Consider the following 14,360-nt stretch of genomic DNA (forward strand, 5'->3'; position numbering starts at 1 on the left):
CATGAGGATCGCACTTTTTTCAGACATACACGCCAACTTACCGGCATTTGAAGCTTTTTTAATTGACCTGGACAGCCGCAAACTGGATGCGGTTTATTGCTTAGGCGATATGATCGGCTACAACATCTGGCCCAACGAGATCATTGCCGAAATACGTAAACGCGGCATCGCTACACTTGCGGGTAACCATGACCAAAAAACCAAGGGCTTCGCTTATGAACTGGTATCGGCTGATAACCGGGCATATCTAAATTCCTTGCCCGCACATATTAAACTGGAATACCAGCTGAATAATGATCGTTTGAATATGGTATTAGCGCATGGCAGTTCCCGCAGCATTAACGAATATGTGCTGGTGGATACTGACGAAAACTATGTACTGGAAATGATGGTAGAAGCCAAAGCTGATGTACTTTGCGTTGGGCATTCACACTTGCCGTATCACCGTACCATTGGTGATAAACACGTTATAAATATAGGTTCAGTTGGTAAACCTAAAGATGGCAACCCGAAGGGCTGTTATGTGATATTAAACATCGCAGAAAACGGCGATCTTAATCCCGAGTTCATCCGCTTTGAATACGATATCAAGAAAGCAGCCCAGGCTATCGAAAACAGTGAATTACCGGATGAACTTGCTGATAGGTTAAAGCGTGCGTTTTGATTCCTTTTACATTTTCATCCCAACCATTTGGTCGCTGCCGTTTTTAAAGATAGCTTCACTATTCAATAGGTACGCTCCGCTGGTAACCACGACCTCACCTGCCACTAAACCGGAAGTAACCGGCACAAAGGATTGGTTGCCAACGCCAACCGAGATCATTTTTGCAGTAAAACTGCCGTCCGGATTTTTCACCCAAACCCTGCTGCCTTTGCCGTCTGTCAAAACAGCCGATGCAGGAACAGCTAAATTTTTGTTACCACCATTTCCAATAGTTAAATATGCCAACATCCCAGGCCTGATCAATCCCTGATTGTTTGGAACACTGATCCTGATCAGATCCACTTTGGAGTTTTCAGATAATTCGGGATTCATAAATTCAACCTTGCCGCTGATGATCTTTCCGCCCAAATCGGGAAAGGATACATTTACCTGATCGCTGACTTTATAATTCCCAACTTCATTAGCGTAAAGCTGAGCCTCTACCCAAAGGCTGTTCAAAGATTGCGTTTTTAAAACAGTCATCCCTTCTGTAACATAGTCTCCCTCGTGTACAGCAATATCACTTACTGTTCCGGTCACCTTGCTCAATATAACGGTTGTGGGAGAATCTTTACCAAATGCGGCTAAATTCTTGATCTGCGATGATGACAAGCCCCATAATTGCAGCTTGCTTTCTGCCGCCGCGATAAGTTGTTTATAATCAATATCCGGATTAGGCAGTAGTTTTTGCTGCTGTTTGGCCAATAGGTATTCTTTTTCTGCTTCCTGGAGGTCTTCGCTGTAAATAGCATAAACAGGCTGACCAGCGGATATTTTTTCTCCAATTGCCCTGACAAATAACTTTTGGATGCGGCCAGCTAACCTGGCACTCAATTCCTGCGCACCGTTTTCATCTGTGGTTACCGTTCCTGTAAGTGTTTTTTCATTGCCGGTATTTTGTTCTTTAACGGTATCCGTTTGTATAGCTGCCAGTTGGATTTGTGTTGCGGTAAGGATGATCCTATCACTTGCCATGTTGCTCATCGTGCCAGTCAATTCAACCTGAATCAGTTTCATACCGCAGATCGGACAGTTACCATGATGATCTTCATGAACCTGCGGGTGCATGGAACAGGTGTAATAGGCTTTAAGTGTTGTTTTCGCTGTTGAAGCCTGCGGCTTTTGCTTGCAGGCAGCGAAGGCCAGCATTAGCAGTAATACTAATATTTTGAACTTAATCATGTCCTTGTGTTTTAATGAAGCTTTCGCTGTCGGATAAATATTGCGCATTAGATGCCAGGCTATCCGTTAATGACAAACCTTTTGTAACCTGTATCTCTTTATCATTTTTGATACCGGTATAGACCTGCTGCGCTTTATATAAACTACCTTGCTTGAGCCATACCATTTGTGTTTGCCCCAAATCCAGAACTGCAGACCTCGGTACCCATAAACCGTTTGTTTCCCCAGTTTGTATAGTGGCTTTAACCAGGCTGTTCACTTTTAATTCGTGATCCATATTGTCGAGATAAACTCGGATACTGGTAGCTTTATCTCCGTCCTGCAATGACGGCTCAATAAAGTTGACTTTCCCGCTAATCGTTTTGCCCGACATATCGGGCAAGCTGAGCTGTACCTTTTGGTTCAATTTTAAACCGGGAACCTGAGAATGGTCTATTTTGATAATGGCCCAAAGCCTATGCGGGTTAACGACATTGAACAAGGTCTGGCCCTTTTCTACGTACATGCCTTCTTTTATGGATAACGGAAGATTGCTGTTGAAATCAGCAGCTGTTCTATCTTCCGCGCTGCCTGCCATTTGGCTATGCGGCATATCGTGTACATGGCCGTCGTAAGGGCTATAAACCGGCAGGCTGTAAAATGCTTTACCCGTTCTGATGACTTGTTCTAACTGTGCGGAAGTCATACCTAAAAGCAATAGTTTCTGCTTTGCCGCCTGGATCAATGCGGGTTCCTGTGCAGAGTTTTTCGAAACGAACAGCAGATCTTGCTGGGCGGTCACCAGATCAGCGCTATAAATATCAAAAATGCGCTGCCCGGCATGTATCTCCTGAAAAGCGTATTTGATGTACAGTTTTTCGATACGGCCGGAAAAACGGGAAGCGATGTTATTGAACGTCCGCGTATCAAAGTCCAGGTAACCGTCGCCCGATATTTCTGTGGCAACCGCTCTTTGTACCGGCATAATATAGCCTACTGAAGAAATGACATTGCTGTTCACAGGCTGCAAAACCGTATGCAGGCTGATACCTGAACCCTCGCTGGCCTGGCCCGATTTTTTAACCAGGTTCATACCGCAAATGGGGCAACTCCCCGGATGGTCTTCCATGATCTGCGGGTGCATCGGGCAGGTGTATTTCACATCGCTTTTGGCCGTAGCGGCAACAGGCGCGGGTTTCTTATTTTCACAGGCGCTTACCACCAGCATCACAGCTAATGATAAGATCAATATCTTAAAACTTCTCATATTCCCTTTCATAAGCTACCTGTAAGTTTAATAGATCCTGCAAGCGGTCTAATGCTTCCATCCGGGCCATCTGCAAACTTTTGATACCATCCAATACCGAAGGCAGGTCGCCGGTATTCTGATCATAAGCCACCAAGGCCGTTTTATAAGCATTTTGCAGGGCGGGGACAATGTTGAGCTGGTAGTTTTTCAACTGTCTTTTCTTGCTGCCCATTTCTGCCCTTAATCCGCTTAGTTGCCCCTGCGCCTGGTTAAGCATATCCGATCTTTTTTGCTGTAATGCCTGCACCTCATAACGGATGCCTTTCAGGTTGGCTTTATATTCTTTCGATGCCCAGGGAACAATGGGTATGGTGACTGAAGCCATCAGGATATACTGGTTTGGAAAACCGCCGTAACTGATCATGTGAGCCGCCTGTATACCAAAATCGGGCTTGCGTTTACTGTACTCCAGCTGCGCATTCAATTGCTGTAATTCTATATTGCGGCTGACTCCTTTAATATCACTTCGCTGGTTGGAAAGCGTTGCCGTGTCGGTCAGGGTGCCTTCGTAATCTTTTAATATTATAATTGTATCCACCATGAAAACGGTCTGCTTATCCCGGTTCATCAGCGTATTGAGCATAATGTTCCGCTGGCTGATCTCATTATTCAGTTGCTCACGGATATTATCCAATGCAAACAAGTCGGCTTTGGCCTTATAGATATTCGGCAGTTTTTCTTTCCCGTAGGTGAGCCGGATATTCGCATCTTTAAGCATATATTCCAATAAGCCTTGTGTACCCTGCAATAGCGCAAGTTTTTTTTCCAGCACTACGCGCTCATAATAATATTGCCTGGCCTGGGCGATGAGCTGATTTCTTTGATAGTTCTTATCTTCCGCTGTTACTTTAGACATTCCTTTCAGATAATCTTCTTTTGCCCGGAGTTTAGCAGGGTTAGTAAACATTTGCTCGGCCTGGATCATAAATGAACCGCCGTTAGGATTAACCTGGTAGGGCGTTTGGTATTGCCCGGCGCTGATCTTTGGCGCATCGAGGCTTTTAGCGCCGGTTGCATAAGCATCCTGTGCGCTGATCTTTGCATCATAAGCCTGCAAAGCGGGGTTGCTTGCTACCTTAACTAATACACTGTCTAAGGGCAGGGTTTGTGCTTTGGCTGCAAAGCCGGCGAGGCAGGTGAGCAGGGTTATGATAATTTGATTGCTTGTTTTCATGGTTTTATTCCTTTACCTCCAGTACTTCCAGTTTGCCGTAATTCTTAAGTTCATACTCTTTTACCATCAAAAAGATGAGCGGGGTAACCAGTAAAATATGCGTTGAAGATGTTAAGACACCGCCGATCATCGGCAGCACGATGGGCAGCATGACATCGCTGCCAGTACCCGTTGCCCAAAGCACCGGCACCAGGCCAAACAGCGCGACACAAACAGTCATCAGTTTTGGGCGCAGGCGTTTTACCGCGCCATTCATGACATAAAGCCGCAGATCTTCACGGGTTATGGTTTCTTTAGCATTACCCTTCAATGCGACCAATTGCTGCATCGCATCGTTCAGATAGATCACCATGACGATACCTGTTTCTACGGCAATCCCGAATAGCGCGATAAACCCTACCGCCACGGCAACAGATAAATGCACCCCAAAGAAATAGACCATATATGCCCCGCCGATCAATGCGAACGGAATAGAGATCAGGCTAAAAAATGCTTCCCTTACCGAATGAAAAGCAAAGTACAAACAGGCAAAGATGATCAGCAGTACTACAGGTAAGATCAGCTTTAGCGTATGTTCCGCCCTGATCAGGTTCTCATACTGCCCGCTCCATTCGATGAAGTAACCTTTAGGAAGCGATTTCACCATGGTATTCAATCTTTCCTGCGCTTCCTGTACGGTGCTGCCCAGATCGCGGTCACGCACATTGAATAATACCGTGCCGCGTAAAAGGGCATTTTCAGATTGTATCATGGCCGGGCCGTCGCTGATCCTGATATCTGCCACGGAAGATAGCGGCACAGGCCCGTAAGATGGTGTTTGCACCAGTGTACGTTTGATCGCCTCCAGGTTGCTCCGGTAGTCCTGTGCCAGCCGGACATTCACACTGAAACGTTGCCTGCCCTCAATAGTAGTGGTTAAATTCATACCGCCCAAAGCACTTTCCACCACCTCATTCACATCGTCAACACTTAACCCATACCGGCCTATGGCATCCTTGTTGACCTGTATATCTACGTATTTGCCACCCGTTATCGGATCAACATACATATCCTTTACACCGCTGACACCCTGCAAGGCCTGTTTCATTCGGTTAGACAAAGCATTAATGGTATCCAGGTTTTGCCCGTAAATTTTAAGCCCGACATCGGTACGGATGCCGGTAGACAGCATATTGATCCGGTTAATGATGGGTTGCGTCCAGCCGTTCACTACGCCGGGTATTTGCAGTTTGGCATTTAGTTCATTGATAATATCTTCCTTTTTAATACCCTTGCGCCACTGTTCTTTAGGTTTTAACAGGATAATGGTTTCCGTCATGCTGATCGGCGAATTATCGGTGGCGGTATTCGCGCGGCCTGCTTTACCCAATACGTTCGCAACTTCGGGGATGCTTTTGATGATTCTGTCCTGTACCTGCAATAACTGCTTTGCCTGGGCATTAGATACATCGGGCTGGGTGACCGGCATAAAAAGGATCGTACCTTCATCCAACGGCGGCATAAATTCGCTGCCGAGACTTAATAGCAATGGGATACTAACGAGTAAGGCTATGATATTTATTCCGATAGTTGTTTTGCGCCAGGTTATGCACCAGTTGAGTATAGGGCGGTAGATCTTTTCCAGTCCCCGGTTCAGCGGGTTATGGTCGTCTGTCCTTAATTTCCCTTTCAGGAAAAAGGAGATCAACACCGGGGCAAGTGTTACCGCTAAAATGGCATCTATCGCCAGTATAAATGTTTTTGTCCAGGCTAAGGGGCCAAACAGTTTACCTTCCTGTCCCTCCAGTAGAAATACGGGGAGAAATGAAGCGACGATGATCAGCGTGGAAAAAAACACGCCCCTGCCAACCTGTTTGCAGGAGGCTTCTATGATCTTGATTCTTTCGGCTGTGGTCATGACTTTTCCTTTTCTTGTGCAATGGCTAAATTGCGGTGTGAGTTTTCTACCATGACAATACCATTATCAACTATCACCCCGATGGCCAGGGCGATACCGGTTAAAGACATGATATTGGAACTGATGCCAAAAGCGTTGAGCAGGATAAAACTGGCTGCTATGGTGATAGGTATCTGGATAATGATGCTTAAAGCGCTGCGCCAGCTAAACAAAAACAGGATCACAATAATCGATACGGTGATCATTTCTTCGATAAGCGTATGTTTAACGGAATTAACCGCGCTTTCAATGAGTACGCTTCTGTCATAAGCAATCTTGAATTTAACACCGGACGGTAAGCCTTTTTGAATGTCCGCCATTTTATCCTTAACGGCATTGATCACCTTGTCGGCATTTTCACCATAGCGCATGACTACGATACCGCCAACGGCTTCGCCTTCGCCGCTTCGGTCAAAAATACCCAGGCGTTCATCGCCACCCATTTGAACGGTGGCAATGTCTTTTATCCTGACGGGGACGGTTTTAATTACCTCAACACTGATATTTTCTACATCGGCTAACGTTTTGATATAACCCAGCCCCCGGACGATATACCCGGTGCCGTTCATTTCAAACTTGCGGCCGCCGACATCGTTATTATTGCTTTTTACGGCTTTAAGCACCTGCGATAACGGGATATTATAATAATTGAGTTTATGCGGGTCTATGCTGACCTGGTATTGTTTTTCAAAGCCACCGAAAGAGGCGACCTCGCTTACCCCCGGAACGGTTTGCAAACCCAATTTCACATACCAGTCCTGTAAGGCCCTTTGTTCACCGAGGTCAATGCCTTTCGCATCCAAAGTGTACCAAAGTACATGGCCGACACCTGTACCGTCAGGCCCCAATGTAGGTGTGATACCCTGCGGTAATAAACGCTGTGCATAGTTCAGGCGTTCCAGTACCCGACTTCGCGCCCAATAGACATCCGCTTTATCTTCAAAAACGATATAGACAAAGCTCATTCCGAACATGGAGGTAGCCCGGATGGCTTTTACCTTGGGGATACCCTGCAAGTTACTGACCAGCGGATAAGTTACCTGGTCTTCCATAATCTGCGGGCTGCGGCCCTGCCATTCGGTAAATACGATCACCTGGTTATCCGAAAGGTCTGGAATCGCATCGATAGGGTTCTCCTTCACCGCATAGGCTCCCCATCCGAAAAGGGCAACCGCGATCAGCAGAACGATATACCTGTTTTTTAGGGACAGGGAAATGAGTTGATTAATCATCTTAATTGCTTTAATCAGCCTCCCGTCCGCCTGTAGGCGAACGGAGGGCTGAATGGAATTACATCTTCATTTTTTCTGCAGGTTTCTTTTTGGCACCGGTTTTTTTAACCAATGCCATACCGCATTTCGGGCACTTGCCCGGCTTGTCGCTCAATACTTCCGGGTGCATGGTACAGGTGTACTGTACTTTTGCCGGTTTTACTTTTTTGGTCGTGTCGGAAGCCATTTTACTGGTGTGCGTGTCAGCGGCAAAAACGGTTGCGGCAGAAAACAGAATGGCTATAGCCATTAGCGTTACTTTTTTCATGTTTTTTAAAAATTGAAAATGGATAAATAGCATAGGCAAAGCCTGTGCGTGAATTATAAATTAAGATGGATTACGAGTGAATTACAGCCGGGTGCAGGAATGCAGGGCTATAGGAAATGCAGAATCAAATCCTGTAAGTACAATTAAGGGTATAAGCAGGCGTATCGGAATGTCCGGGGGGAGCATTGCTGTTATACACGATCTTAGTCTGTACTTGCGTTAGGGCAGGTTCATAATACGGCATTACAAATGACGGGATCAATACCGGTGCGGGATGATCCAAAGCCGATGCAGCTACACTGAAATGGCTATCCTTTACTTTGAAACTTTGCTTTTCGTGCTTGCAGCAGTTATCATTCGCGCCTTTTTCCTTTGGGTTATTATCCGGCATGGCATAGGTCAGGGTTACGGATGCCAGTTTACCACAGCAATAAAAACGGTTTACCCCGATACCCACACAGGATAAAAGATAAATAGCCGTTAATAAGATGAGCGTGGTGCGTTTCACAAATCGAAGATAATAAAATTATACGTTCTAAAGGACAGTTTAGTTTTAAAGCCGCCCCATACGAGGCGGCTTTACTGAGTTCTATAGTTTACATATAGTCTTACAAACACCGGATTCCTTACAAGTCTTACTGCAATAATCTTTGCAGTTCGGCCCGCAGCTCTTTGCGCAGGTTGTACAGTGGTTCATTTTGTTATTGCAGCAAGGGGTATTGGCATAAGTAATTGATATAGCAGATAACAACATCACCATGGTGATGAAAAGAAACTTTTTCATGATCTTGAATTTTAAGATTAATAATTAATTGAATAATACGGCCATTGATTGGCCGCGACACGAATTGAATTATTAAGCTTTTGGAGGGTTCCAGCCGTTGTCGTGATAATCTGATAGCGCACCAGTTGCGAATGGGTGTGTAGATTGCTGATGAAGATCAATAACCGCAGGTAGTATGGCTTGTGGCTGGTTTACGATAAATCCACAAGTGCCGCAAGATACCATAGCGTTACAATTCCCTTTGGTGCAATTGTTATCAGCACTTTGTTTTTGCTGTTTGCTGCAATCCTTGTGCGTTTTTTGCTGACAACAAGAAGCTGTTCCATGCTGAATACTTGCTATCCCTGAAAGGGAGGATAGCAGCAAGATATTCAGTATCAGGAAAACGGCTATATATTTCATGTTGTTATTAAACGTGTACGGTTTAAATATTGTGGCAACTATTGCTTGAATACTCTGTCGTAAATGTAAGGGTAATGAATGTTGGGCATTTTATATAATTCCGATTAAAATTTATATCCTATTGTATTACTCCTTTACTTTAAGCATACTGGCATTGATGGCTACCACGACCGTACTTACCGTCATTAAGACCGCGCCAGCGGCCGGGCTTAAAACAATGCCCTGGTTATATAATACCCCGGCTGCTAATGGCAGGGCGATCACATTATAGCCGGTTGCCCAAATGAGGTTTTGTATCATTTTGCGGTAGGTGGCTTTGCCAAACAAGATCAAGCTGACGATATCTTTAGGATTGCTGTTCACCAAAACAATCCCGGCTGTTTCTGCTGCTATGTCGCTTCCCGAACCAACTGCAATACCGATGTCTGCCTGGGCCAGTGCAGGAGCATCATTTACCCCGTCGCCGATCATGGCTACAAATTCGCTTTTGCTTTGCAGTTCTTTAATTTTCTCTAATTTTTGATGCGGTAATACTTCGGCTATAAAACTATCCATACCCAAAGTTTTGCTTACACTGGCGGCTACTTTGTTGTTGTCACCCGTAAGCAGGATAGATTTGATGTTCTCAGCTTTTAAGGTCTGAATAGCCTCTGCCGATTCCGGGCGTATCTCATCTGATAGTGAAATATACCCCGCCAATTGTTGATCAATCAAGACGAACACGACTGTTTCCGTGTCATTGGAAGTAAAGCCATCCGGCAGGGCTAATTTATGTTCCTTTAAATAACCAGGGCTAACGACCAATAATTTTTTGCCTTCTACGGTTGCTTCAACACCCTCGCCTGTGATGGCCTTAAAGTTTTCGGTTGGCGGAATGGCTAATTTCAAGTCTTTTGCTTTTTGCAGGATGCCGGTAGCTATAGGATGTTCTGATTTTTGCTCCAAGGCTGATGCCAGGCGTATCAGCTCATTTTCTTTAATCTCTTTATCTAAAGAAACCACTTTAGATACTTCAAACTTACCTACGGTTAGTGTCCCCGTTTTATCGAAGACAATGGTAGTAATTTTCCTGGCGTTCTCAAATGCCGTCCGGTTTTTGATCAACAAGCCATGTTTGGCCGATAAGGCCGTTGACTTAGCTACGACAAGAGGCACAGCCAAACCCAAAGCATGGGGGCAGCAAATAACAATTACCGTTACCATTCTTTCCATCGCGAACGCCAAACTTTGCCCGGTTAAATACCAGTATAAAAATGTACCGATACCCGTTACTAAAGCGATGACAGTTAACCATTTTGCCGCAGTATCGGCCAATAGCTGTGTTTGAGATTTTGACTTTTGCGCATCGTCTACCAGTTTGACTACTTGCGACAAATAGGAATCTTTGGCTGCGTGGGAAACGGTTACTTTAAATGAACCATTTCCATTGATTGATCCAGCGATCACTTTATCGCCTTTCACTTTTTGAACGGGCCTGGATTCACCGGTTAACATGGATTCATTCAGATAGCTTTCCCCCTCCAGTATAATACCGTCTGCGGCCACTTTTTCTCCCGGTTTTACTAAAATGACATCGTTCTCTTTTAATGTGTCTGTTTTTACATCATGTACTTTGTCACCCATGACCATATGGGCGTCGGCGGGCATTAACTGAACCAATAACTCCAATTCATTTGAGGCACCCATAACCGACCGCATTTCTATCCAATGCCCTAAGAGCATGATCAGGATCAGGGTAGCCAGTTCCCAAAAGAAATCCATGCCCTTCAGTCCAAACACCGTAGCTGTACTGTAGGCATAGGCTACCGTTATAGCAAAACCGATCAAAGTCATCATGCCGGGAGTTTTAGTCTTCATTTCACTCATCCAGCCGCTTAGAAATGGCCAGCCGCCATAAACAAATACCACAGACGCTAAAGCAAAAAGCACGTAAGATGAACCGCTGAAGCTTATGTCCAGGTGCAGCCATTGCTGAATTTGCATAGACAGCAGCATAACCGGAATAGTTAGCACGAGCACAACATAAAAACGCTTTTTAAAATCAGCGATCATCATGCTATGATGGTCATGCTCCGACATGCCCATATGCGGGTCACTGCCATGGTTCATTTTACTATGATCCATAGTTTTAGCTTTATTCTTGTTACCCGATTGTTCGTCGGCGGGCATTTTATGCGCTCCCATAGCGTGATGATCGTGTTGATTTTTCATACCTTTAAAGTTTAATAAGTGAGTGTTAATCCGCCACCCAGGCCCATATCGCTATCGTAATGTGTTGATAAGGAGAAGTATTTGGTAACAATATATCGAAGACCAGCGGCATACTCCTTGTCAGTATTCACCATGATGTTAAAGCGCAGGCGGCTGGTAACAGGTATATCATCCCGGCCTAACTGGAAGCGCAATTTACCGTCTCCATCAATACGCGCATCGGCCACAAAAAGCATCGGCAAAGTATAAGCCAGACCCGCGACGACCGTATGCCTGTTATCCTTATTGCTCACCTGTCCGAAAAGGTTTTTAGCATCACTACCAAATATATTTTTTTCATTAGGGTCAAATTTCTTGTAGTGGTAGTCAAAACCTATGTAAGGGTATAACCATTGCATTCTGCCAATATAACGCCCAATCATGGTTTCACTTTCATAACCCATGGTAGCATCAGTGCCTAAATGCCACATGGTACTGGCTTTCCACCGGGTATTGGAGAGCATGAATTGTGCATCGCTGCCATTGCTTTCTAAACCAAGTTTGCCCATAAAATGCGGCATTTGATCATCACGGTTCAGCATTCGTTGTGCCAGCTTTGGATCAGGGATTTCCGGATTTGGCGCAGAGTTTTCATAGCTGAATATCCTTCCCATACCGCTCATCATATGGTAGAGTATATGGCAATGAAAAAACCAATCGCCGCCAGGTTCTGAAGCATTGAATTCAATCGTATCCCGTTCCATTGGCATGATATCTACTACGTTCTTCATCGGCGCGTTTTCACCCTGCCCGTTAATTACCCTAAAATCGTGACCATGCAGGTGCATCGGGTGTCGCATCATGCTGTTATTGTATAGGATGATGCGCAGATTTTCACCTTTTTTGATCAAGATCCTGTCCGATTCTGATACCGTTTTGTTATCCATCGTCCATACATACCGGTTCATATTACCTGTCAGATCAAACTTCAATTCCCGCATCGGCCCTTTTGGTAAGGTAGTATGATGAGGGTCACGCAGCATCCCGTAATTTAGGGTCACAATGTCCGAATTGTCATCAGCCATATTCATGCCTGCCATGCTTTTGTCATTAGGCATCTGCATACCCGGCATGGCGGGTTTTTTATCATCCGCCTGGGGTTTGTCAGCTCCGGTTATTTCCGGATACATCACGGTGTTCATGTCCATCGTTTGGTTTTGCATTTTCATGCCATCCATTTGAACCATGTTGCCGCTCATATCCATCATGTCGTTCATCATCTTCATCCCGGCGAAATATTTCAGTTTCGGCATTTTTCCGGCATAAATTTTTTGGCCGCTGCCTAACCAAAGGGAGGCTGATTTGGTGCGGTCTTCAGGTGTTACCAAAAACTCATAGCTTTTATTTTCAGGAACTGTGACTACCACGTCATAGGTTTCGGATGGGGCGATGATCAGCCGGTCAACTTCAACAGGTTCAACGTCATTGCCGTCAGTAGCCACTACGATAACTTTACCTCCTGCATATTTGAGCCAGAAGTAAGAGGTAGCGCCGCCATTGGCGATTCGCAACCTTACTTTATCACCGGCTTTATATTGCGGCTGCTCGTTTTGATTTTTTCCATTGATCAGAAATTTATCGTAATAAACATCGCTGACATCCATCGCGTTCATGCGTTTCCATTCATTGGTAACCTTTGTTTTGAAATGGCCGGAAGCAATCGCCTCCGCATAACTTTGTGTTGTACCTTTTTGTATAGCGAACCAGTCGGATGCTGCGTGTAAACTACGATCAACCTCTTTGGGGTTCATGTTTGTCCATTCGCTAAGCACCACAGGCAGGGTTGGGATATCCCATTCCTTACGCTTGTTCATAATAAAAGCACCGTACATCCCGATCTGTTCCTGCAAGCCTGTGTGGCTATGGTACCAATGGGTACCATGTTGTTTGATCGGGAATTTATATAAATGGGTTTCGCCCGGCTTGATCGGCATCTGTGTCAGATTAGGCACGCCATCGTAGCGGTTGGGCAAATAAAGCCCGTGCCAGTGCAGGGACGTTTCTTCTTTCAATTTATTATGCACATAGATCTCGGCGGTATCGCCTTCGGTAAAAGTCAGGGTCGGCATTGGGATGCTGCCGTTAACGGCTATTGCCCTTTTTGGCTTCCCGCCGTAGTTGACAAGGGTGTCTGCAATGTAAAGATCATAACGAACGGTGCGGGGCGGCGCAATACTGACCAGTGTATTAATCGGGCCTAATTTTGCTTTTGCGTTTTTCATGTCATTGACCGCCTCCTTAGCGTCACCCATGCTCATACCATCCATTTTCATTCCACCCATATTATCGGCTTTTTTACCGTCATCTTTGGGCATTTGCATATCATTCGGCTTTCTGGTCTCGGGCTTATCCTGATCCATTTTCATACCGTCCATCTTCATCCCATCCATGCCGCCTGTTTTTTTTGCTGGGGCTTTTTTCGGCAGGGCTTTTGGTTTTTCCTTGACCAGCTTCATGCCGCACTTAGGGCAATTACCCGGCTTGGATGCATGGATTTCCGGGTGCATCGTACAGGTATAAGTAACAGCTGGCTGCTTTTGCATACCGGCCATATTTTGCATGTCGTTTTGAGCAAATACGAACTGCTTTAAACAAAGCATCATTGCCACAAATAGTATTTTTTTCATCTTTAATTTTTTTGTAAAAGGCTGTCGCCTGCAATTTTAACCCAGTTCATTAATGTTGCTTTATCATCCTTTGAAAGAATAGCGTTCTTATGGATAAAGGTGTAAGAAGATAAAGGCATCGAGCCTTCTTCCAGGCTTTCACCAATGGCCCTTAATCTGCTCCTTTGTTTCCTGGAAGAATAGGTTCCGAACTCGTTGAAATTAAGCTCTGCTTTACCGCCCCTGATGTGCCTGTCAAGCATCAACCGAAATGGCTGAAGCTTCGCATACCAGGGATAATCCGTGTGGTTGCTGTGGCAATCATAACATGATCTTTTGAGTATAACGCCAACATTTTCGGGAACGGAAATTACCTGTGCAATGTCGTTCACTGGTTTAGTTCCTTTATCATTATGATCACGGGGGACTAATTGGATAATGACCACAACGGTTACCAATACCATACCGGTAATTTTTACGATCCGTTTCATAGTTC

The 14,360-nt window shown here is 45.1% G+C and carries 12 protein-coding genes; 1 reads left to right on the top strand and 11 read right to left on the bottom strand.

The genetic code is table 11. The features are described 5' to 3' along the window. The first annotated feature begins 1 nt into the window (after nt 1). Nucleotides 2-664, top strand: coding sequence for a metallophosphoesterase family protein (locus AC59GT_RS06080; RefSeq protein WP_497236799.1), 663 nt, complete (start codon nt 2-4; stop codon nt 662-664). A gap of 6 nt (nt 665-670) precedes the next feature. Here AC59GT_RS06080 and AC59GT_RS06085 read toward each other — a convergent pair whose 3' ends face one another. The 11 genes from AC59GT_RS06085 to AC59GT_RS06135 form a co-directional block, all read right to left on the bottom strand. Then, complete coding sequence (locus AC59GT_RS06085) at nt 671-1,885, bottom strand: efflux RND transporter periplasmic adaptor subunit (protein ID WP_497236800.1); 1,215 nt, start codon at nt 1,883-1,885, stop codon at nt 671-673. Continuing rightward, the gene (locus AC59GT_RS06090) at nt 1,878-3,131 is read right to left on the bottom strand and encodes a heavy metal-binding domain-containing protein (RefSeq protein ID WP_497236801.1); all 1,254 of its coding nucleotides are present in this window, start codon (nt 3,129-3,131) and stop codon (nt 1,878-1,880) included. Before AC59GT_RS06090 ends, AC59GT_RS06085 begins: the two co-directional genes overlap by 8 nt. Next, a complete protein-coding gene (locus AC59GT_RS06095; RefSeq protein ID WP_497236802.1) occupies nt 3,118-4,347 on the bottom strand; it encodes a TolC family protein in 1,230 nt (409 codons plus the stop codon). Before AC59GT_RS06095 ends, AC59GT_RS06090 begins: the two co-directional genes overlap by 14 nt. A 4-nt stretch (nt 4,348-4,351) precedes the next feature. Next, entirely contained in the window at nt 4,352-6,244 is a 1,893-nt protein-coding gene (locus tag AC59GT_RS06100) for an efflux RND transporter permease subunit (protein WP_290308919.1), read from the bottom strand. Continuing rightward, nucleotides 6,241-7,515: an efflux RND transporter permease subunit gene (locus AC59GT_RS06105; protein ID WP_290308918.1), complete on the bottom strand. Its 1,275-nt coding sequence runs from the start codon at nt 7,513-7,515 to the stop codon at nt 6,241-6,243. The genes AC59GT_RS06100 and AC59GT_RS06105 overlap by 4 nt, the downstream gene beginning before the upstream one ends. 58 nt (nt 7,516-7,573) lie before the next feature. Continuing rightward, nucleotides 7,574-7,822 carry a heavy metal-binding domain-containing protein gene (locus AC59GT_RS06110; protein ID WP_031267547.1) on the bottom strand — a complete coding sequence of 83 codons (249 nt, stop codon included), beginning with the start codon at nt 7,820-7,822 and terminating at the stop codon, nt 7,574-7,576. A 124-nt stretch (nt 7,823-7,946) separates the two neighbouring features. After that, the gene (locus tag AC59GT_RS06115; RefSeq protein ID WP_497236803.1) at nt 7,947-8,330 is read right to left on the bottom strand and encodes an HYC_CC_PP family protein; all 384 of its coding nucleotides are present in this window, start codon (nt 8,328-8,330) and stop codon (nt 7,947-7,949) included. 348 nt (nt 8,331-8,678) lie between these two features. Then, on the bottom strand, nt 8,679-9,008 hold the full coding sequence (locus tag AC59GT_RS06120) for a hypothetical protein (RefSeq protein WP_497236804.1): 330 nt from the start codon (nt 9,006-9,008) through the stop codon (nt 8,679-8,681). 126 nt (nt 9,009-9,134) lie between these two features. Then, nucleotides 9,135-11,219 (bottom strand): copper-translocating P-type ATPase, encoded by a 2,085-nt coding sequence (locus tag AC59GT_RS06125; protein ID WP_497236805.1) that lies wholly within the window; start codon nt 11,217-11,219, stop codon nt 9,135-9,137. Nucleotides 11,220-11,230: 11 nt separating this feature from the next. After that, nucleotides 11,231-13,885: a multicopper oxidase domain-containing protein gene (locus AC59GT_RS06130; RefSeq protein ID WP_290308914.1), complete on the bottom strand. Its 2,655-nt coding sequence runs from the start codon at nt 13,883-13,885 to the stop codon at nt 11,231-11,233. 2 nt (nt 13,886-13,887) lie between these two features. Continuing rightward, the gene (locus AC59GT_RS06135; RefSeq protein WP_497236806.1) at nt 13,888-14,355 is read right to left on the bottom strand and encodes a heme-binding domain-containing protein; all 468 of its coding nucleotides are present in this window, start codon (nt 14,353-14,355) and stop codon (nt 13,888-13,890) included. Between the last annotated feature and the right edge of the window lie 5 nt (nt 14,356-14,360).

Source organism: Mucilaginibacter sp. 320_HR (assembly GCF_059691875.1).

What these genes read in the sequence shown, in the direction of transcription:
- AC59GT_RS06080 (WP_497236799.1), top strand. Translation starts at nt 2, where the DNA reads ATGAGGATCGCACTTTTTTCAGACATACACGCCAACTTACCGGCATTT.
- AC59GT_RS06085 (WP_497236800.1), bottom strand. Translation starts at nt 1,885, where the DNA reads ATGATTAAGTTCAAAATATTAGTATTACTGCTAATGCTGGCCTTCGCT.
- AC59GT_RS06090 (WP_497236801.1), bottom strand. Translation starts at nt 3,131, where the DNA reads ATGAGAAGTTTTAAGATATTGATCTTATCATTAGCTGTGATGCTGGTG.
- AC59GT_RS06095 (WP_497236802.1), bottom strand. Translation starts at nt 4,347, where the DNA reads ATGAAAACAAGCAATCAAATTATCATAACCCTGCTCACCTGCCTCGCC.
- AC59GT_RS06100 (WP_290308919.1), bottom strand. Translation starts at nt 6,244, where the DNA reads ATGACCACAGCCGAAAGAATCAAGATCATAGAAGCCTCCTGCAAACAG.
- AC59GT_RS06105 (WP_290308918.1), bottom strand. Translation starts at nt 7,515, where the DNA reads ATGATTAATCAACTCATTTCCCTGTCCCTAAAAAACAGGTATATCGTT.
- AC59GT_RS06110 (WP_031267547.1), bottom strand. Translation starts at nt 7,822, where the DNA reads ATGAAAAAAGTAACGCTAATGGCTATAGCCATTCTGTTTTCTGCCGCA.
- AC59GT_RS06120 (WP_497236804.1), bottom strand. Translation starts at nt 9,008, where the DNA reads ATGAAATATATAGCCGTTTTCCTGATACTGAATATCTTGCTGCTATCC.
- AC59GT_RS06125 (WP_497236805.1), bottom strand. Translation starts at nt 11,219, where the DNA reads ATGAAAAATCAACACGATCATCACGCTATGGGAGCGCATAAAATGCCC.
- AC59GT_RS06130 (WP_290308914.1), bottom strand. Translation starts at nt 13,885, where the DNA reads ATGAAAAAAATACTATTTGTGGCAATGATGCTTTGTTTAAAGCAGTTC.
- AC59GT_RS06135 (WP_497236806.1), bottom strand. Translation starts at nt 14,355, where the DNA reads ATGAAACGGATCGTAAAAATTACCGGTATGGTATTGGTAACCGTTGTG.